Below are 18,835 nucleotides of genomic sequence, written 5' to 3' on the forward strand. Positions count from 1 at the left end.
GTCCGGCCTCCGGCCGCTACTCCGGCCAGGAGTTGTTCTGGATGACTTCGACGAAGTCGACGCGCTTGAATCCGGGGACGAAGTGGGCCAGCACATCCGCGTTCACGGTGCCGAAGGTCGTGTCGGGCCGGTCCTTGAATCCCTCGGTGAAGGCTTGCAGGATCCGGCGCTTGAAGTCGGGGCGCGGGTGCGCGTCGGTGACGGCTTCGATTTCCGCCGGATCCAGGTCGTCCCGGCCGATCCCGAGTACGTCGGTCTCCACCCCCGCGGTGACCAGGGCGACCTCGGGCTCCATGAACTCCGGGACGCCGGGAGTCGTGTGCAGGGCAATGGCGGTCCACACCCGGCGGACTTCGTCGGGGCCCGCCTCGTGTTCGCGCAGGAAGCGGCGGGCCTCGTTCGCACCGTCGATCTCGAAGCGCTGATCAGTGGTCCGGTACCGCTCGGTCAGGCCCAGGTCGTGGAACATCGCTCCGACGTAGAGCAGTTCGGGGTCGGGTTTCAGACCGCGCCGCTGTCCTTGCAACATCCCGAACAGGTACACCCTGCGCGAGTGGTCGAACAGCAGCGGCGACTCGGCCGCGCGGACCAGTTCCGTCGCCTCCGCCGCCAGCCCGGTATCGGGTATGTCCACGCCCGCGATGTTCTCGCTCATGGCTGATCCACTCCTGTAGGCAGCCCATGAACGTCCCGGCGTCCATGGAGCCGATCGGACGTTCCGGTTCAGGTGGGCGACGTACGCGGAGTCCACGCACGTCAGGCCATGGACGCCAGTCTTTCACCATCGTCAGCGCCTGTCCTGTCGTACCGGGCGACGAAGCCGGGGGACCTGTCTCCCGACCTCCACGACCACCGGGTTTACTTGATCGTCGAAAATTTGAGACACCGGGAACTACCCCGGGGGCGGGCAGCGATCTCCGGCATGCTGATCGCCCCCGCGGGACGTCCGGAGGACCAGGACATCGCCGACCGCCTCTGCACCCCGCGGCCGGCGCACGACCGGCCCGGCCCGCGACCGGGGGGCGGTTCCGTGCGGACAACACCGGCACCGCCCCCGGCTGTCTGCACGAACACATAGCCCACCGTCAGGAACCGTGTAGTGCAACTGCGAGTGATCCACCACGGCCGGAAGGAGCCGGGCGCGGTAGGTCGCGCGTACGTACCCAACTCGGTATCTGGAGACGGGAATTGAGGCATCGCAGCCGCACTGCTACGACGGAACTGTTGACGAACGCGTTGCCCGTCGGAGCCTTTGGGTCGCCCTCGGGCAAGCCCCGCGTGGGCATGGCAAGCCGGTGTGGTTCGAACGGGAGCCGAGCTGAACGGTCCCGGAGAGTTCCGGTGCCCCACGGGGCTGAAGTCACCGCCCGCCGTCTCCCGTTGACGGGAGACACGGATCACGGTGGACGGACGCGGGCCCGCCAGGACTCAGGATGCCGCCGGCTGGTCGCCCGGCAGGAGTCGTTCCAGTACGTCGAGACTGGAACGTGCCATGGCCAGCGCGGACCGTGCCGAGCCGGCCGGCCCGCGGGGCCCGTCGACGGCGGCCACCATGTCGACGGCGGACTGGCTGATCTGCCGTGCCACCGCGTCGATGTCGTAGTCGGGACCCGGGTGGTACCACCAGGCCACCCAGTTGCACATGCCGAGGACGCTGAAGGCCGCCACGCGCGCGTCGAGCGGTTTGAACTCGCCCCGCTCGATGCCTTCCTCAAGTACGGCCGTGAGCGCGGCCAGGACGTCCCGGCGGGCCTGCCGGTGCCGCGTCCGCAGCGGCTCGGACAGGGCCGGCTCGGTCCGGTCGTGCACCCGGAACTGATGCGGTGACGCGGCGCGCTGCCGGACCAGCGTGTCGGTCAGCTCGCGGAGTTTGCCCTCGGCGGTGAGGTCCCCGCGGTCACGGAGCTTGCCCACGGCGCCGGCAAGCCCCAGGCTCATCTGTTCGACCAGCATGGCCAGCAGGTCTTCCTTGCTGGTCACGTAGTGGTAGAGCGCCGTGCGGGACACTCCGACGGCCTCCGCCACGTCCTGGAGCGTGGTGTTCTCGTACCCCTGCTCCGCGAACAGGCACGTGGCCTTCTCCAGCAGGTCTCGGGTGACAAGGGTCCGCCGGGCGGTGCTGCGACGCGGCGCGTCCGTGGCCTTGGCCGACTCGTTCCGCTGCGCGGCGGCGTTCTTCCCCGAAGTCTTCCCTGGCATGCCGTCGATCGTAATCGAGCGGTGGTGAGCATGTCGACGACGGCTCTCCCACCGCCAAAGAACCTCTGTGGGGGACGGGTGTGCGCGGTTGCGGTACAGAATGCGCCGCGCGACGTCTCCGTCACTCCGTCATGGGCCTGCGCGAGCAGATGGTCCACCTCGTCGTCCGAACCCCCCGGGTCCGGGGCCGGATCCGCTCAGTCGCCGCGCATTCACGCCCATCACGTGAGAGCGGTGACGGGCACCTGGAACAAGCCCTGCCCCATTGGGCTGAACACGTTTTCCGGGCGCAGCGCTTGGACGGACGGACTCAACCACTCGACGACTCTACGACTTGACGGCTCTACGACTCGGCGACCCGGCGACCCGGCGGATCAGCGACTGAGCGACCGAAGCGACTGAAGCGACTCAGCGGGGGGCTTGCTCGCGCCGTCGCCGGTGAGCGGCCTGCGGGGGCGGGGTGTCCGTCGCTTCGGTCGCTGCGCTTCCCCGTCCCAGCGACCGAAGAACAGCGACTGAGGTTCGGTTCAGTCGCTGCCGACAGGGCTACAAATGTGCAGGTCAAAGGTGCGGCAAGAGGGCATCAGCGACTGAAGCGACTCAAGTTTCGGATATATGAAGGCATTCATGTGTGCGCGTGTGCGTCATATATAAGGACCTTCAGTCGCTTCAGTCGCTGTTTCGACTCCCGGAGACTGTTTGACCTGGGGTTTTCCTCTTGTGTGCGGGCCAGTGACTGAAAGGGCTTCAGTCGCTGCCGCCCCGCTTCGGTCGCTGCCGCCCGTCCCCCGGACGGCGATCGACACGGGTGTGGATTTTTTGGCATGGGCTCCGTGGCCCCACAAGCCGTGTTCGCTAGTCTGTGTCCGTCGTTCGGTCGCTTCGGTCGCTGAGAGGGGGACACAAGGTGCCCGCTGAGCTGCATCTTCCCCATCCCAGCCCCGAACCTGCCGCCGCCGGGCGTTCAGTCGCTGTTCCGATCGCGACCGCCCGCTGGTGCGCCCGCCGAGGCTGGCCGGTGCATCCGCTCGCCCCCGGCAGGAAGACCCCGGCCGCGAACTGTGCCGAGTGCCGGACCTCCCCGCACCCCCCGGCCGACTGCCCCTGCCTGCCCGCCGGGAAGTGGTGCCACGGCTTCCACGCCGCGACCCTGGACCAGAGCAGGATCGAACGGTGGTGGGGAGCACATCCCGACTTCGGCGTGGGCGTCGCCTGCGGGGCCGCCAACCTGGTCGTCATCGACATCGACGCCCATCCCACGCAGCCCCCTTCGAGGGACCGCCTCCTGCCGGGGATTCGCATCGCCGAACACGTGGACCTGAGGGGTCTCGCCACGGGCTTCCACACCCTGGCCGTGCTGGCCGCCCTCCGCGGCCGGCCCAGCCCCGCGGACGACGCCTCGACGCTGCGTGTGCGAACGCCGTCCGGCGGGCTGCACGTCTGGTACCGGGCCACCGACAACCGCCGCTGGCAGTCGTCGGCCGGTTCCAGCACCGGGCGGGCGCTCGCCTGGCAGGTGGACGTCCGTGCGCACGGCGGCTACATCATCGCCCCCGGCACCACGACGAAGGACGGCAGGTACACCCCCGTAGGAGAGGTCCGCGAGCCAGCCGCGCTGCCGTTGTGGCTGGCCCAGGAGCTGGAACGCACCGGCCACCTGCCCGCACCCAACATTCCCGCTCCGCGCCCGGTCCCACCCCGGGCCCAGCAGGCGGTGCTCGCCGCCGGGGGCGGCAAGAGCCGCGAGGGTTATCTCCTGGCGGCGCTGCTGGCCCCGGTCGAGGCGTGCGGCGAGGCGTCCGAGGGAGCGGGCTTCTCGGACGCCCTCAACCGGGCCGCCTACACCGCCGGCGGGCTCATCGCCGCGGGACGGCTCACTCGACAGGAAGCCGAAGAAGCCCTGAAAAGCACCGCCTTCGCCGTCCGGCCGGGACAGGAGCGCCGTGCCGAACAGATCATCCGCAGCGGACTCGCCGCCGGGCTGAAACGTCCTCTGTACGCCACGGGAGGGCGACTGTGACTTCGCCCCGCCATGAAACCCTCTTCGAGTTCGACCCCAAGGCCGTCGCGTCCCAGATCCGCAGTCAGGGCGGACCCCTGCCGTTGCCGGCGCAGACCGACCCCACGCGAGCCGCCGTCGGCGAGGCGACCGCGGTGGGGCTGCTCCCCGACACCCTGACCGACCGCGGCAACGCCAAGCTGTTCGTGAAGCTGTACGCGAACGACTACCGGCACGTCCCGGGCATCGGCTGGTACCGGTGGGACACCACCAGATGGCAGATCGACGAGGACGACACGGTTCTGTGGGCGGCGGGCGATCTGGCGGAGAACATCGCCGGTCATGACGCGAGGGGCCTGTTCACCTCGCAGGCCCTCCAGCAGCACCGGCGCCGGGCGCTGTCCACGACCGGTATAAACGCCATGCTCACCCAGGCCAAGTCGGCCCCGGGCATGGTGCTGAACGCGAACCGCCTGGACGCCGATCCCTACGCCCTGTGCACCCCCGACGGCATCGTCGACCTGCGCACGGGGCTGATCAAGGTGCCGGACCCGAACAAGGACTTCCACTCGCGGTCCACGACCGTGGGTCCGCAGCACGTGGCCACACCGAGGTGGGACCGCTTCGTGACGGACACCTTCGGCGACGACGCCGAGGGCGCCGAGATGGTCGCGTTCCTCCAGCTGCTGCTCGGCTACTCCATCACCGGCGACGTGGGCGGGCAGGTCCTGCCGTTCCTCTTCGGCGCGGGTAAGAACGGCAAGTCGGTCCTGCTGGACGTCCTCATGAAGCTGCTCGGCGACTACGCCGACGCCGCACCGCCCGGCTTCCTGATGTCCCGGCCCTACGAGGGACACCCCACCGATCTCGCCGAACTGCACGGGCGGCGCGTGATCGTGTGCTCCGAGGTCAAGCACGGTGACAAGTTCGACGAGGCCAGGGTCAAGCTGCTGACGGGCGGCGACCGCATCAAGGCCCGCCGGATGCGCCAGGACTTCTTCAGCTTTCAGCCCACCCACCATCTGTGGCTGCTCGGCAACCACCGGCCGGAGGTCGGGACGGGCGGCTTCGCCTTCTGGCGGCGCATGCGGCTGATCCCGTTCGAACGGGTCGTCTCCGACGATCGCAAGATCGACAACCTGGCCGACATCCTGGTCACGGAGGAGGGCCCCGGCATCCTCGGCTGGCTGATCGACGGCGCCCGCCGCTACCTGGCCGGGGACCGGGACCTGACCGGCCCGGAGCGGGTCCGTATCGCCACCACGGCCTACGCCGAGACGGAGGACCACACCGGCCGGTTCTTCGAGGAGTGCTGCGCGTTGGGGCCGGATCTGCGGGCCGAGCAGACGGGGCTCTACAAGGCGTACAAGACGTGGTGTCAGAATGAAGGAGCACCTGCCATGTCTTCGCGCACCTTCGCCTCCCGCGCCCGTGAACTGGCGGGGCTGGCCTCGCCCAAGGAGATGATCCTGTCCAATCAGCGCAAGTATTACCCAGGCATCGGACTGCTCGCCGACGAGGAGACGGAGGCGATGGCATGAGCTCCCTGATCGTCGAGGAAGAGATCGCGCACGAGATCGACATCGTGTGGCTTGAGGACATCACACCGCTCGACTACGTACGCCAGAGTCTGGACAGGCTTCCCACCAGGCGCGGAAAGCCTGCGTACCACCGTGACGGCCGGATGGTGGGATACGCCCTCCTCGGTCCTGATGCCAGGCCGTCGCGTTCCTCCGGCACGTTCCGCCGACGGGTCTTCTGGCTGCTGCCGCACGACCGTGACACCGAGCCGACGGGCCTCTACGCGAAGGGCGCCCCCGCGGAAGCGGTCGATCCGCGTACCATCGCCGCCCGCACGAAGGGCTACAAGACGGAACGGTCGGAGGGTGGCCCGCCGTCCTCCGCCATGCAGGAACTCGGCATAACGCTGCCGCTGTAGGCGGCCTCTCGCGGCCCTCCGGGGGAAGCGGTTCTCGGGAGACGAACCAGTCAGCAATAGACCGGACCGTGACGAACCGGACAGCGTGGCACGACGATTGCCGCGCTGCCGGGAATCGCACCCACCCCTTCCTCCCCCCCTGGCGCCCGTTGCCCATTGCCCATTGCCGAACAGGACGGTCCAATCCGCGGGTTCACCACGAGGCTCGTTCGTTCGTGTGCGTACGCAAGCCCCACACCCTCTTTCGAAGAGTTCAGGTGCGCCGGTCTCCCACACGCCCGATGCCGGAGGCAATGCGGAGATTCGGTCGCTTCAGTCGCTGATTCCCTTCGCGCACCGCCCTGAACTGGGAATACTCCGCCTCTTGGACCACAGCGACTGAGTCACTGAACCGGCCGTCGGTCGCTCACGCCCGCCAGGCGCACCACTGGAGAGGGGGCGAGGGGAAGGAGGGTGAGCCGGCGGGCCGCACCCGGTCGCGACCCCACGAGCTCCCCGCCCCCAGGCGACCGACCTGACCACTCAAGAGCGGACCCACGAGACCGATACCCCCACAGACATGATTGTGCATTCAACTAGATGGTTTATGCTTCATCTAAATGGTGCGGGTCCGCGCCCGACATGCCCCGGCATGCCTCGGGACCGGCGAAGCCACCGCATGGGGCCGGCACCGTCGCTTGCCCAACATCCCCCTGAAGAACCGGAGATCCCCCGTGACCGCTCCTGTGAAGCTCGCCGTCATCTACTACTCCTCGACCGGCTTCTCCGCCGAGATCGCCAAGGAGATCACCACTGCCGCCGAGAAGGCCGGTGCCGAGGTGCGGCTGCGCAAGGCGGCCGAACTGGCGCCCGAGGCCGCCATCGCGTCGAACGAGGCATGGGCAGCTCACGCGGCCGCCAGCGCGGGTATACCCGAGGCCACCCCGGGCGACGTCGACTGGGCCGACGCGGTGATCTTCGGGACGCCCACCCGTTTCGGCAACATCGCTTCCCAGCTGAAGCAGTTCATCGACACGCTCGGCGGCCTCTGGGCCCAGGGCAAGCTCTCCGACAAGGTGTACAGCGGCTTCGTCACGACCGCCACGACGCACGGCGGCCAGGAGTCCACGCTGCTCGCCCTCTACAACTCCATCCACCACTTCGGTGGGCTCATCGCGTCGCCCGGCTACACCGACCCGGTGAAGTTCGTCGACGGCAACCCCTACGGCACCTCACACGTGGACGCCCAGGGCAACAACCCGGTCGCCGACCAGACCCGCAACGCCGCGCGCCACCAGGCCGAGCGCGTCGTGAAGCTCGCCGCCGCCCTGAAGGCCGGCCTCGCCTGACCCTCCACCGGCGGCCGGCGCCTACGGCCCGCCCCCTCCATCGGGCGGGCGCACCGGCACCCGGCCGTACGGCTCGCCCCGGACCGGACGAGCCGGTCAGCTACTGAACCTCGTGCGGCCCCGACCATCGTGCGTCGATATTTCCGCAGCTCAAAACGGCTTTCCGGGGAGATCAGCGACTGAAGCGACTCACGTTCCGGACATGAGGAACGCACCGGTGTGCGCCGGTCACCTCACCGGATCCGGCGCCTCACCGGGCCAGCCCCCTCGGGCCAGTCACCCCAGTCGCCCCATTCACCCCGTTGGGCCAGTCACCCCTGCGACACCCTCTCGGCACACACGGAGGGCTCTCCCCCTGGCCGCCCGCCGGTCCGCCCGTCCGCCTGTCGGACCGTGTCCGCCGCTGGGTCGCTTGAGTCGCTGTCCAGGTCCGTACATGACTACTGAGCTGGGCCTTTCCCACAGCGACTCACCACACTCGGCCGCCGACCCCGGCGGCCGAGTGTGGGCTACAGGCGCGCGCCGCCAGAAACGACAGGACGACGTCGGCCGCCACCTCGCCGGGTACTTCCCCGGCCGCGTCGCGGCCGGCGTCGCAGGCGTTTCCTGATCATCCGGGCGATCAGCTCAGGCGATCAGCTCAGGCGATGACTCCAACCCCTCTTCTGGATCGACCGCTCAAGAAAGCATGCATCCACTGCGATTCCCGTATCGGAGTGCGCCTCGACACCCCGCGGCTCGACATGCGCTTGACACCCCACGGCTCGATACGTGTCTCAAGACCGCGCGGTCGTCCCGCCACGGAGGGATGACACAGGTGTGACGCTCCTCTCTCCCACCCCTTGATGTTTCGACAAGAGGCCACTGGACCCTTATGGTGGAAACGCAAGGGTCCAGTGGCCTCTTATGCGAACCACTGATCGGGTTCCGCGGGACACATGAGGGAAGAGAGAGGCGGTGCAGGCGATGGCGACGCACGACGACACTTCGGACGCGCTCCAAGGCGCAGGCGCGATGCGCGTGGCCCGGACTCCGCTGGGCGGCTCCGGTATCTCGGTGCGGCCCGTCGGGCTGGGGCTCATGGGGATGTCGCAGTTCTACGGAACGGCGGACCCGGACGCCTCGGTCGCCACCGTCCGGGACGCGATCGAGCTGGGCGTGGAACTGCTCGACACCTCGGACTACTACGGGGCGAGCAGCGCCACTCCGGGCCGGCCGGTGGCCGGCTTCGGCCACAACGAGGAGCTGCTGGGACGCGCCCTGCGGGGACGCCGGGACCGGGCGGTCGTGGCGACCAAGTTCTCCGCGCGTGCCACCCCCGGGGGCCGCAGCCACTTCGACGGCCGCCCCGAGTACGTCAGGGCCGCCTGCGAGGCCAGCCTGCGGCGGCTCGGCACGGACCGGATCGACCTGTACTACTACCACCGGCTGGATCCGGCCGTCCCCGTCGAGGACACCGTGGGCGCCATGGCCGAACTCGTCGCCACGGGCAAGGTCCGGGCGATCGGCCTGAGCGAGGTCGGCCCGGAGATCCTGCGGCGGGCGCACGCGGTCCACCCGGTCGCCGCCCTCCAGAGCGAGTACTCGCTGTGGGAGCGCGGCGTCGAGGCCGAAGTGCTCCCGGAGTGCCGGCGACTCGGCATCACCCTGGTGCCCTACAGTCCGCTGGGACGCGGCATGCTCACCGGCGCCTTCCGCCGGGGTACCGCCTTCGGCCTCGACGACTTCCGGTCCACGCTGCCCAAGTTCCAGGCCGACAACTTCGAGCACAACCGGCGACTCGTCGACGCGCTGGAGGAGTTCGCCGCGAGCGCGGGCCACACACCCGGCCAACTCGCCCTCGCCTGGCTGCTGGCCCAGCCGCACCCCATCGTGCCGATCCCCGGTGCCAAGCGCATGGCCTACGTCCGCGAGAACGTCGCCGCCGCCTCGGTCCGGCTCGGCGCCGACGAGGTGGCACACCTCGGCACCCTGTTCGACCCCGCGGGGGTCAGGGGCGGCCGTACGGAGCCCTGAACACACTTCCGGACGACTCAGGGGCCTGAGGCACCGCCCCCTCCGGACAACCCAGAGAGAGGAACACGTCTGATGAACCACGACGACCAGTTCGCCGGCCGGACCGCCTTCGTGACGGGCGCGGGCAGCGGCATCGGTTCCGACATCGCCCGGCTGCTCGCCGCGCGTGGGGCGGGTGTCGCCCTGGTGAGCCGTCAGGACGCGGCGCTGCGCCGGCTCGCCGACGAGATCACCGAGGCCGGCGGCAAGGCCCTCGTGCTGCCCGCCGACGTCAGCGACCCGCGCGCCGTGGAGCACGCCGTCGCCGAGACCGTCCGCCACTTCGGTGCCCTGCACCTGGCCGTGAACAACGCGGGCACCTCCGGTGCCTTCCACGAGGTGCCCGAACTCCCCGAGGAGGAGTGGAACAAGACCGTCGGGATCAACCTCTCCGGTGTGTTCTACGGGATGAAGTACCAGATCCCGGCGATCCGGGCGGCCGGCGGCGGCGCCGTCGTCAACGTCTCCAGCGTCTTCGCCGACCGCGGGCTGGCCGCCCGTGCCGCCTACAGCGCGAGCAAGCACGGCCTGCGCGGGCTGACCCGCACGGCCGCCGCCGAGTGGGCCCGGCACGGCGTCCGGATCAACGAACTCCAGCCCGGCGTCATCCCGGTGCCCCGCCAGCAGGGCAACCCCGAGGAGGTCGCGAAGATCGCCGAACGCATCCCGGCCCGTCGGCTCGGCACCGGCACGGAGGTGGCGAAGGCCGTCGCCTTCCTGCTCTCCGACGAAGCCTCCTACGTCACCGGCGCCCACCTCGCGGTCGACGGCGGATTCCTCGTCTGAGACCCGCTGGCATCCCACTCGATCGTCTTCATCGACACGAACCCGCAGAGAAACAGAGGCAGCATCATGAGCAAGACCTGGCTGGTCACCGGAAGCTCCCGCGGACTGGGCCGCGCCATCGCCGAGGCCGTCCTGGCGGGCGGCCACAACCTGGTCGCCACCGCCCGGCGCACCGCACCCCTGAACGACCTCGCCGAGCGGTACGGCGACCGGATCCGGCTGGTCACCCTGGACGTGACCGACGCCGAGGCCGCGCGGCGGGCCGTGCGGGCCGCCATCGAGGCGTTCGGCCGCCTGGACGTGGTCGTGAACAACGCCGGCTACGCCGACATGGCCGCCATCGAGGACATGTCCGACCAGGCTTTCCGCGACCAGATCGACGCCAACCTCTTCGGTGTCGTGAACGTCTCCCGGGCCGCCCTCCCCGTGATGCGCGAGCAGGGTTCGGGGCACATCATCCAGATCTCCTCCGTCGGGGGACGCGTGGGCGGCCCCGGTCTGGGCGCCTACCAGGCGGCCAAGTGGGCGGTCGGCGGCTTCTCCGAGGTCCTGGCCAAGGAAGTGGCCCACCTCGGCATCAAGATCACCGTCGCCGAACCGGGCGCCATGCGCACCGACTGGGCCGGCTCCTCGATGGCCACCCCGCCGGTCAGCGAGCCCTACCAGCAGGTCGTCGAACCCGCCATCGCCCGTCAGCGGGCGGCGGACGGCAACCAGACGGGCGACCCCGCGCGCGTCGCGCGGATCCTCCTGGACGTCACGGAGGCCGAGGAGCCGCCGCTGCGCCTGCTGCTCGGCAAGGACGCCGTCCGGGTCGGTCAGTTCGTGGCCGAGACCCTCGCCGCCGGGGACGCCAAGTGGCGCCACGTGAGCGAGTCCGTATGACCCGCGTCACCGGACCCGCGCACCGGTCCGGAGTCCGCCGGACCCGCGCAGCGGTCCGGACTCCGCCGGTGCCGTCCCCCGGGGCGGCACCGGCGGGGCTTAGGGTTGCCGCAGGCGGCGCCGGACGCGGGCCGCGCGGAAGGTCCTTGGGGAAGCGACGATGACAGACGACCGGTCGACCGGCTTTCAGCGTGCGCGCAGCGCCGAGCAGCGTGAGATCCGCAGGCAGGCCATCCTCGATGCCGCGACACAGCTCCTGGGCGAGATGCCGGTCAGTGAGATCAGCCTGCGGGAACTCAGCCGACGGGTCGGGCTGTCCAAGACCAACGTCGTGCGCTACTTCGAGACCAGGGAAGCGGTCTTCTTCGAACTGCTCAACCGGTCGCTCGCGCAGTGGATCGAGGAGCTGTCCGCCGACCTGGCAGCCGCCGACGCGGCCGGCCCGGTATCGGCCGAGGCCGTGGTGAAGGAGCTGGCCCGCTCCCTCGCCCGCCGGTCCCTGCTGTGCGACCTGCTCAGCGCGCTGGGGTCCGAACTCGAACGGAACATCTCCGCCGAATCGGCACGCGAGTTCAAGCTCGCCCACGGTCGGCTGCTGGGTGCGCTGGCCGATCTGCTGCGGTGCCACATCACCGCGCTGACCGCGTCCGCGGCCCGCGAACTGGTCTCCCTTACCGTCGTGTGCACGGCCGGGCTCTGGCCGTTCGCCCACCCCTCGGCGGCCGTCGCCGAAGCCCAGCGGCACCCGGAACTCGCGGACACCAAGGTCGACTTCGCCGACCGGCTCGGCCGCTCCCTGCACATCGCCGTCACCGGACTGCTGAGCCTGGGCTGACGGACAGGGCGGGCCGGCCCGCGTCGCCCGGCGAGCCGGGCGACCCACCGTCGGCTCGGGTGTCCCGTCCGCATGAAGGTCCGGGGCGTCCCACCGTCGGCATGGACGTCCGGTACGGCCCTGTCACCCTCCCCCACCCCCCTCGCCGCGCGACGGCCGCTTCGGACCTGGTCCCGCGGGAGCCCGATGGTCCGGGCGAACTCCCGGACCCGCGCTGCCCCGGCACCGCGGGCCGGCCGGGGCGGTTCCCGGCGGGCCGCACGCACACCCGGTGCCCGTCCGCGGCAGCGCGGACGGGTGGCCGCAGCGTGCTCAGGCGGCTTCGCGTACGAGCTGCGCGGCGCGTTCCGCGAGGGCGTAGACGGTCGCGTTGGTGTTGTTCGACGGGATCGAGGGGATGACGGAGCCGTCGGCGACCCGTAGCCCCTCCAGCCCGCGCACCCGCAGCGCGGAGTCCACCACGCAGCTCTCGTCCTCGCCCAGCGCACAGGTACCGACGGGGTGGCAGTACGACGTGAACGCCGTACGCGCGTACCGGCCGAGCGACTCCGCGTCCGTGACGTCCGGCCCCGGGGCGACCTCCTCGACTCCCCAGGGGGCGAGCGGCGAGGAGTGGGCGATCGCGCGTGCCGAGTCGATGCCGGACAGGACGGCGCGGACGTCCCGCTCGTCCGAGAAGTAGGCCGGATCGAGCACCGGCGGCGCATACGGGTCGGCGGAGGTGATCCGCAGGGTGCCGCGGCTGTACGGCTGCATGGGCGAGACGCCGATGGTGAAGCCGTTCTCCACCGGCGCGACCGGGTTCGGGAACGGGATGTCGACGAAGATGATCTGGAGGTCGGGGCCGGCGAGTCCGGGCTCGCTGCGCAGCAGCCCGATGATCTCGCCGTGGTTGCCGCGGGCCGGGGGCACCGTGCGGCGGGTGCGGTGGACGAGGGTCACGAGCGGGTGGTCGTGCAGGTTGCGGCCCACTCCGGCCAACTGGTGGAAGACTTCCACGCCGGCCGCGCGCAGTTCCCGCTCCGGTCCGATCCCGGAGCGCAGCAGGATCTGCGCGGAGCCGATGGCACCGGCCGTCAGGACGACCTCGCGCGCGGCCCGTACGGTGTGCACGCGCCCGTCGACGCCGTACTCGACTCCCGTGCAGCGCCGCCCCGCGAACAGCAGCTGGTGCGCCGTCGCCCCCGTGATCACATCGAGGTTGGGGCGGTCCAGCGCCGGGGTGAGATAGGCGTCGGCGGCGCTCTGCCGGTGTCCGGCGACAATGTTGAGGTCGACCGGGGCGAAACCCTCCTCCAGACCGCCGCTGATGTCGAAGGCCCGGGGGAGTCCGGTCTCGACCGCGCCGTCGAGGCAGGCGAGCAGGACCTCGTTGGGCTCGGCCATCGGGGCGACGGTGAGCGGGCCGGCGGTGCCGCGGCCGGCGGCGCCGCCGGCGGCGGTCTCGGTGCGCTGGAAGTAGGGCAGCAGGTCGTCGAAGGTCCAGCCCTTGGCGCCGAGTTCGCCCCATCTGTCGTAGCTGGTGCGGTGGCCGCGGGCGAAGACCATGGCGTTGATGGCGGACGAGCCGCCCAGGCCCCGGCCGCGCGGCAGCAGGACGTGGGGGCCGGGTCCGGCCGGGGTCGCGCCGGCGTCCTGGGCGACGGTCGTGTCACCCCAGTTGGCCGGGGTCTCGCCCAGGGTGGGCCAGGCCGGTGGGTGGGGCACGGCCTCCGGCAGGTCCGCCGTGGCGGTGCCCGCTTCCAGGAGCAGTACGCGGACGTCGGCATCCTCACTGAGCCGCGCGGCGAGGACGCAGCCGGCCGAGCCGCCCCCGACGACGATGACGTCGTACACCTGGCGCCCGGCGCCCTTCGGGTCCGCGGCGGGCTTCGAACTCGCTGAGTACTGACGGTTCATGGCTTCGCACTCCTTGCCTTGAATCAACTTGAAATCGCCTTGAATCACTGCGAATCAATGATCCGCGATCGAAGATATCACCGATCGTATCAGCGATTCGTAAATCTGATATCGTCGATTCATGACCAGGGAGACCGCACCGGAACAGCTGGAGCAGGCAGAACAGGCAGAGCCGACGCTGCGGCAGAAGATCGTCATGGCCGCGGCCGAACTGCTGGAGGACGGGGGCCTGGAGGCGGTGTCGACGCGCGCCGTCGCCGCTCGCGCGGGTGTGCCGACGCCGTCGATCTTCCGGATCTTCGGGGACAAGGACGGACTCCTCGAAGAGGTGGCGGAACACGGCTTCCGCCGCTATCTCGCGGTGAAGGCCGAACTGCTCGGCGGCGACGACCCGGTCCAGGTGCTGCGGGACGCCTGGGACCTGCACATCCGCTTCGGACTCGAACACCCGGCGTACTACGCGCTCGCCTACGGCCAGGTCCGCCCCGGCCACCTGCCGCAGGCCGGACGGCGGGCCGCCGCGGACCTGCGCCACATGATCACCCGGGTCGCCGCCGCCGGGCGGCTGCGGATGAGCGTCGACCGCGCGACCGAGGTCATGCACTCCGCCGGCGTGGGCACGATCCTCACCCTGGTCAGCCAGCCCGAGGCCGAGCGTGACCCGCGGACCTCCGAGGTGGCCCGCGAGATGGTGATCAGCACCCTCACACTCCCGCCCGCGGGCGACGGCGACGAGCCGTCCGGCGGCACCGTGGCGAGCAGCGCGATGGCCCTGCTGGTCGCCCTCGGCCAGGACGACACCGCGTCCCTCAGCCCCGCCGAACGCACCCTGCTCCTCGAATGGCTCAACCGACTGGCCGACGCGACGGACGGACCCGGCTGACGGCTCACCCACCTCCCGCGGCACCATATGACGCCACATGGCATCACGCTTGGCGCCATCCGGCACCACTCCACCCCTCCGGGAACACGCGAGCATGCGTGGCACCACACCAATCCAGGCCGGCCACCACACCTTTCCCCAGCTCAGGGCGACTTTCTCAAGCCTCGCCCCGACTGAGCCGCCACCCAGCCTTGCGAATGGCGCCATTGTGGTGTCATCATGACGTCATGGATCTCACGCCGTATGTCGACACCTTGCGCCGGGAACTCGCGGTGGCCGCCGGGGCCGGTGGGGAGGAGGCCCGTGAGCTGGCCGACCGGCTCACTGCCGCGCTGGAGTCGGCGGCCCGGCTGACCATGCTCAACGTGCTGTCCGCCGCGGTGGACGAGATCACCCGTGAGCTGGCCCCCGGGTCGGTCGATGTACGGCTGCGGGGGCTGGACCCCGACTTCGTGGTCACGCCGCCGCCCGCCGGGACCACCGCTCCCGTGGAGCCGGCGGCCGAGCCCCTCGGACCGCTCAAGGCCCCGCTGCCGACCGAGGGTGAAGGTGAGGAGGGTGGCACGGCCCGGGTCAATCTGCGGCTGCCGGCCCACCTCAAGGCCCGTGCGGAGGAGGCCGCGGGCCGGGAGGGCCTGTCGGTCAACGCCTGGCTGGTACGCGCCGTGTCCGCCGCGGTCGAGGGCGGCGGCACCCGGCCCCGCACGGCGGAGAAGACCCGCACCACCGGACAGAGCTTCACGGGCTGGGTGCGCTGACCGACTCCCCCTTCACACGCCACGCCACACCACGACGACCCCACGCCCCGCCCCACCAGGTCACACCCATGTCGCGTCCCGTCTGCGGGGACGTTCCCAGGACTCATGAGGACGGTACAGCCATGCCTTCTTTCGACACTCCCGAACCGGTCTCCGTGACCGCCCACGTCTCCGCGGGGTCCATCCGGTACACCGCGAGCGACCGCCCCGACACCCTCGTCGACGTACACCCCCGCGACCCGGACAAGGACCAGGACGTACGCGCCGCCGAACAGACCGAGGTCACCTACGCCAACGGCACTCTGACCATCAGGACACCCAGACAGCGCTACGTCATCGCCCGCACCGGCACCGTCGACGTGAGCGTCGCCCTCCCCACCGGCTCCCACACCGACACGACCGGCTCCTGGACCCAGGTGCTCGCCGAGGGCCGCCTCGGCGAGACCCGCGTGAAAACCTCCACCGGCGACGTCCATCTCGACGCCACCGGCCCCCTCCACCTGACCGCCTCCCACGGCCCGGTCACCATCAACCACATCCAGGGCCCCGCCGAGATCACCACCAGCTCCGGCAGCCTGCGCATCGGCACCATCGACGGCCCCGCCGTCCTCAAGAACTCCCACGGCACCACCACCGTCCACACCGTCACCGGCGAACTGCGCGTCAACGGTGCCAACGGCGACATCGACATCGAACACGCCACCAACTCCCTCACCGCCACCACCGCCCACGGCACCCTCCGTGTCAACCACGCCACCCGCGGCACCCTCCAGCTGCACACCTCCCACGGCGCCATCGACATCGGCATCCACCACGACACCGCCACCTGGATCGACGCCCACTCCGAACACGGACAGGTCCACAACACCCTCGCCACCACCCAACCCCCCCACACAACCGACGACACCCTCGAAATCCACGCCCGCACCCGCTACGGCAACATCAACATCCACCGCGCCCAACCCTGACCCACCACCCCACTGCCAGCAGGCAGCCGATCAGCCGGCCAGGTGCTCGCCGAAGAAGTCGGTGAGCGCGGCGACGGCGGGAGTGACGTATTCGTCCTTGTCGTACAGGTCGATGTGGGTGGCGCCGTCGATGACGACCAGTTCCTTGGGCTCGGCCGCCCTCTCGATCGCTTCCCGGCTGAAATAAGCGGTCTCCGCCTCCGAACCGGCGATCATCAGCAGGGGGCGGGGGGAGATCAGCCGGATCATCGCGTACGAGTCGTACTGCGCGAGCTGGTCGACACTGCGCAGCACCCACCCCTGGACCGCGCGGGGATGATGGCCGCGTGGGGTGCAGTAGTACTCGAACGTCTCCCGGAACTGCCGGGTGGCGGTCTCCAGCAACTCCTCCGCATGGTCGGGAATCCATGCCTCCAGCTGCGGCGCCGCGCCGCGCGCTTCCGCGGTGCGCAGTGCGCCGGACCGGTCGAGCATGGTCTGGAGGACCGCCGGGTCCTGTCCACCGCCCAGTCCCTCGCGGAACACCGAGCCGAGATCCACGGCGCTGACCGTGGCGACGGCCTTGACGCGGTGGTCGGTCTGCGCGGCGTACGGGACGTAACCGCCGGAGGCGCAGATACCCAGGGCCCCGATGCGGTCCATGTGGATGTCGTCACGAGTGGTCAGGTAGGTCACGGCGGACTTGATGTCCTCGGCCCGCTGGAAGGGGTTCTCCATGCCGCGCGGCTCGCCCTCGCTCTCGCCCTGGTGGGCGGCGTCGAAGACGAGGGCCGCGAATCCGGCCCGGGCCAGGCGCTCGGCGTAGCCGCTCGGGCTCTGTTCCTTCACGCCGCCTCCCGGGTGGGAGATGACGACGGCCGGCAGCCTGCCGCCGGTGTGGTCGTCGGGAGTGAAGAGGATCCCGGCGAGGGCGAGGTTGTTGCTGGGGAAGGTGACGCGGGACTTCATGTCTCGGGATCTCCTGAGCAAGGGCGAGGCTGCGGGTGAACACGTGCCGTGACCGGGTATGCGACGGCTTCCCGGCGACGCGACGGCTTCGGCCGGACCTTCCGCCTCGCGGGCGGCTCGTCCACCGGGCACATCCACCGATCGCATCCACCAGTCACATCCACCGGCCACGTGCACCGACTTTCACACGTGGTACGCCGCGGGATAAGAGGCGTCTCGTGTCCCCGGACACCCCTGTCCTGGGACACGACAGGCCCCCTGTACCGGGGACGGCCGGCTGCGAGACTGGCCCCATGAGCAGTAGCGCACACCCCAGCGAGCTGGGCGCCTTCCTCAAAGCGCGGCGCATGGAGCTGAGCCCGGCCCAGGTCGGACTGCCCGACGCGACGGGCAGGCGCAGGGTCAAGGGGCTGCGCCGGGAGGAAGTGGCCCTGCTGGCGTCGATCAGCCCCGACTACTACACGCGTCTGGAGCAGGGCCGCCGGCAGGCGTCCATCCCCGTGCTGGACACCCTCGCGCGTGTTCTCCGGCTCGACGACGACGAACGTGCCTACCTGTTCGATGTGTCCGGCAAGGACGCCGGCCGGCCTCGTCGGCGCACCGCGCAGAAGGTCCGGCCGCAGCTGCGGCGGCTGCTGGACGACCTTCCCACCACGCCTGCCGTGGTGCTGGGCCGGCGTACGGACATCCTCGCCTGGAACCCCGTGGCCGCCGCCCTGTTCACGGACTTCGCGCAGATCCCGGAGCGGAAGCGCAACTTCGTACGGCTGGTGTTCCGCGAACCGGCCATCAGAGCGCTGTACCCGGACTGGGAGTGGGTGGCACAGGTCAGCCTGGCACAGCTGCGCATGGAGGCCGCCCGGGACCCGAAGGACCCACGGCTGGCCGAACTGGTCGGCGAGCTGTCGTTGCAGGATCCCGACTTCCGGCGCTGGTGGGGCGCCCACCACGTCGCCGTCCAGGGCACCGGCACGAAGACCCTGAACCATCCGGTCGTCGGCCGGCTCCTGCTCGACTGGTCCTTCCTCACCTGCTCCGACGACCCCGACCAGCAGCTCATCACCCTGACCGCCGACCCGGGCACACCCAGCCACGACCGGCTGCGCATCCTCGCTTCCCGCACCGCACCGGCCGCCGACCGTCCCGCGGCGGACGGGGCCCACGGCGGGTGACGATCACCGGCCTGCGGATACGGCCCTGATCGGCCGGGCCGAGCCACCGCCTGGCCTCGGCTTCGCCCTCGGCCGCGCAGCGCCCCACAGGTGGCTGAACCCCCGACGTCACAGGAATCGACACAGTGACGATAAAAATCGACACGGTGTAGATTCGGTGGCAGGGGAGCAGTCCAGCTCC

Annotated in this window: 16 protein-coding genes; 12 read left to right on the forward strand and 4 right to left on the reverse strand. The window is 70.5% G+C overall.

Annotation, left to right across the window (positions count from 1 at the left end; genetic code table 11):
- Positions 1–16 precede the first annotated feature (16 nt).
- Both ACFY2B_RS04775 and ACFY2B_RS04780 read right to left on the reverse strand, forming a co-directional pair.
- A complete protein-coding gene (locus ACFY2B_RS04775; RefSeq protein ID WP_390761696.1) occupies positions 17–655 on the reverse strand; it encodes an HD domain-containing protein in 639 nt (212 codons plus the stop codon).
- A 773-nt stretch (positions 656–1,428) separates the two neighbouring features.
- A complete protein-coding gene (locus tag ACFY2B_RS04780; RefSeq protein WP_390761697.1) occupies positions 1,429–2,199 on the reverse strand; it encodes a TetR/AcrR family transcriptional regulator in 771 nt (256 codons plus the stop codon).
- A 1,018-nt stretch (positions 2,200–3,217) separates the two neighbouring features.
- Here ACFY2B_RS04780 and ACFY2B_RS04785 point away from each other — a divergent pair.
- From ACFY2B_RS04785 to ACFY2B_RS04820, 8 genes are all read left to right on the forward strand, one after another.
- The gene (locus ACFY2B_RS04785) at positions 3,218–4,219 is read left to right on the forward strand and encodes a bifunctional DNA primase/polymerase (RefSeq protein WP_390761698.1); all 1,002 of its coding nucleotides are present in this window, start codon (positions 3,218–3,220) and stop codon (positions 4,217–4,219) included.
- On the forward strand, positions 4,216–5,739 hold the full coding sequence (locus ACFY2B_RS04790) for a phage/plasmid primase, P4 family (RefSeq protein ID WP_390761699.1): 1,524 nt from the start codon (positions 4,216–4,218) through the stop codon (positions 5,737–5,739). Before ACFY2B_RS04785 ends, ACFY2B_RS04790 begins: the two co-directional genes overlap by 4 nt.
- A complete protein-coding gene (locus ACFY2B_RS04795) occupies positions 5,736–6,137 on the forward strand; it encodes a DUF6009 family protein (RefSeq protein ID WP_390761700.1) in 402 nt (133 codons plus the stop codon). The genes ACFY2B_RS04790 and ACFY2B_RS04795 overlap by 4 nt, the downstream gene beginning before the upstream one ends.
- Positions 6,138–6,850: 713 nt before the next feature.
- Positions 6,851–7,465 carry an NAD(P)H:quinone oxidoreductase gene (gene wrbA / locus ACFY2B_RS04800; RefSeq protein WP_390761701.1) on the forward strand — a complete coding sequence of 205 codons (615 nt, stop codon included), beginning with the start codon at positions 6,851–6,853 and terminating at the stop codon, positions 7,463–7,465.
- Positions 7,466–8,479: 1,014 nt separating this feature from the next.
- Complete coding sequence (locus ACFY2B_RS04805; RefSeq protein WP_390761980.1) at positions 8,480–9,481, forward strand: aldo/keto reductase; 1,002 nt, start codon at positions 8,480–8,482, stop codon at positions 9,479–9,481.
- 72 nt (positions 9,482–9,553) lie between these two features.
- Positions 9,554–10,306, forward strand: a complete 753-nt coding sequence (locus tag ACFY2B_RS04810; RefSeq protein WP_390761702.1) for an SDR family NAD(P)-dependent oxidoreductase — start codon at positions 9,554–9,556, stop codon at positions 10,304–10,306.
- A gap of 66 nt (positions 10,307–10,372) precedes the next feature.
- Complete coding sequence (locus ACFY2B_RS04815) at positions 10,373–11,191, forward strand: SDR family NAD(P)-dependent oxidoreductase (RefSeq protein ID WP_390761703.1); 819 nt, start codon at positions 10,373–10,375, stop codon at positions 11,189–11,191.
- Between the two features lie 160 nt (positions 11,192–11,351).
- Entirely contained in the window at positions 11,352–12,026 is a 675-nt protein-coding gene (locus ACFY2B_RS04820) for a TetR/AcrR family transcriptional regulator (RefSeq protein WP_390761704.1), read from the forward strand.
- A 312-nt stretch (positions 12,027–12,338) separates the two neighbouring features.
- On the opposite strand, the gene ACFY2B_RS04825 is transcribed toward ACFY2B_RS04820, so the two are convergent.
- Positions 12,339–13,925 carry a GMC family oxidoreductase gene (locus tag ACFY2B_RS04825; RefSeq protein ID WP_390761705.1) on the reverse strand — a complete coding sequence of 529 codons (1,587 nt, stop codon included), beginning with the start codon at positions 13,923–13,925 and terminating at the stop codon, positions 12,339–12,341.
- A gap of 121 nt (positions 13,926–14,046) precedes the next feature.
- Here ACFY2B_RS04825 and ACFY2B_RS04830 point away from each other — a divergent pair, with 121 nt between their 5' ends.
- The 3 genes from ACFY2B_RS04830 to ACFY2B_RS04840 all read left to right on the forward strand — a co-directional run bounded on the left by ACFY2B_RS04830 (position 14,047) and on the right by ACFY2B_RS04840 (position 16,534).
- Positions 14,047–14,808 (forward strand): TetR/AcrR family transcriptional regulator, encoded by a 762-nt coding sequence (locus ACFY2B_RS04830; protein WP_390761706.1) that lies wholly within the window; start codon positions 14,047–14,049, stop codon positions 14,806–14,808.
- 227 nt (positions 14,809–15,035) lie between these two features.
- Entirely contained in the window at positions 15,036–15,566 is a 531-nt protein-coding gene (locus ACFY2B_RS04835) for a hypothetical protein (protein ID WP_390761707.1), read from the forward strand.
- Positions 15,567–15,688: 122 nt separating this feature from the next.
- Positions 15,689–16,534: a DUF4097 domain-containing protein gene (locus tag ACFY2B_RS04840; protein ID WP_390761708.1), complete on the forward strand. Its 846-nt coding sequence runs from the start codon at positions 15,689–15,691 to the stop codon at positions 16,532–16,534.
- Between the two features lie 30 nt (positions 16,535–16,564).
- Here ACFY2B_RS04840 and ACFY2B_RS04845 read toward each other — a convergent pair whose 3' ends face one another.
- Positions 16,565–17,482 carry an alpha/beta hydrolase gene (locus tag ACFY2B_RS04845; protein WP_390761709.1) on the reverse strand — a complete coding sequence of 306 codons (918 nt, stop codon included), beginning with the start codon at positions 17,480–17,482 and terminating at the stop codon, positions 16,565–16,567.
- A gap of 293 nt (positions 17,483–17,775) precedes the next feature.
- On the opposite strand from ACFY2B_RS04845, the gene ACFY2B_RS04850 reads away from it, so the two are divergent.
- Positions 17,776–18,654, forward strand: a complete 879-nt coding sequence (locus ACFY2B_RS04850) for a helix-turn-helix domain-containing protein (protein WP_390761710.1) — start codon at positions 17,776–17,778, stop codon at positions 18,652–18,654.
- Positions 18,655–18,835 lie beyond the last annotated feature (181 nt).

This window comes from Streptomyces sp. NPDC001270 (assembly GCF_042896695.1).
Taxonomy (GTDB): domain Bacteria; phylum Actinomycetota; class Actinomycetes; order Streptomycetales; family Streptomycetaceae; genus Streptomyces.

Excerpts from the sequence above, each read along its gene's own strand:
- ACFY2B_RS04775 (WP_390761696.1), bottom strand. The coding sequence starts at position 655 with ATGAGCGAGAACATCGCGGGCGTGGACATACCCGATACCGGGCTGGCG.
- ACFY2B_RS04780 (WP_390761697.1), bottom strand. The coding sequence starts at position 2,199 with ATGCCAGGGAAGACTTCGGGGAAGAACGCCGCCGCGCAGCGGAACGAG.
- ACFY2B_RS04795 (WP_390761700.1), top strand. The coding sequence starts at position 5,736 with ATGAGCTCCCTGATCGTCGAGGAAGAGATCGCGCACGAGATCGACATC.
- ACFY2B_RS04805 (WP_390761980.1), top strand. The coding sequence starts at position 8,480 with ATGCGCGTGGCCCGGACTCCGCTGGGCGGCTCCGGTATCTCGGTGCGG.
- ACFY2B_RS04810 (WP_390761702.1), top strand. The coding sequence starts at position 9,554 with ATGAACCACGACGACCAGTTCGCCGGCCGGACCGCCTTCGTGACGGGC.
- ACFY2B_RS04815 (WP_390761703.1), top strand. The coding sequence starts at position 10,373 with ATGAGCAAGACCTGGCTGGTCACCGGAAGCTCCCGCGGACTGGGCCGC.
- ACFY2B_RS04820 (WP_390761704.1), top strand. The coding sequence starts at position 11,352 with ATGACAGACGACCGGTCGACCGGCTTTCAGCGTGCGCGCAGCGCCGAG.
- ACFY2B_RS04825 (WP_390761705.1), bottom strand. The coding sequence starts at position 13,925 with ATGAACCGTCAGTACTCAGCGAGTTCGAAGCCCGCCGCGGACCCGAAG.
- ACFY2B_RS04830 (WP_390761706.1), top strand. The coding sequence starts at position 14,047 with ATGACCAGGGAGACCGCACCGGAACAGCTGGAGCAGGCAGAACAGGCA.
- ACFY2B_RS04835 (WP_390761707.1), top strand. The coding sequence starts at position 15,036 with ATGGATCTCACGCCGTATGTCGACACCTTGCGCCGGGAACTCGCGGTG.
- ACFY2B_RS04840 (WP_390761708.1), top strand. The coding sequence starts at position 15,689 with ATGCCTTCTTTCGACACTCCCGAACCGGTCTCCGTGACCGCCCACGTC.
- ACFY2B_RS04845 (WP_390761709.1), bottom strand. The coding sequence starts at position 17,482 with ATGAAGTCCCGCGTCACCTTCCCCAGCAACAACCTCGCCCTCGCCGGG.
- ACFY2B_RS04850 (WP_390761710.1), top strand. The coding sequence starts at position 17,776 with ATGAGCAGTAGCGCACACCCCAGCGAGCTGGGCGCCTTCCTCAAAGCG.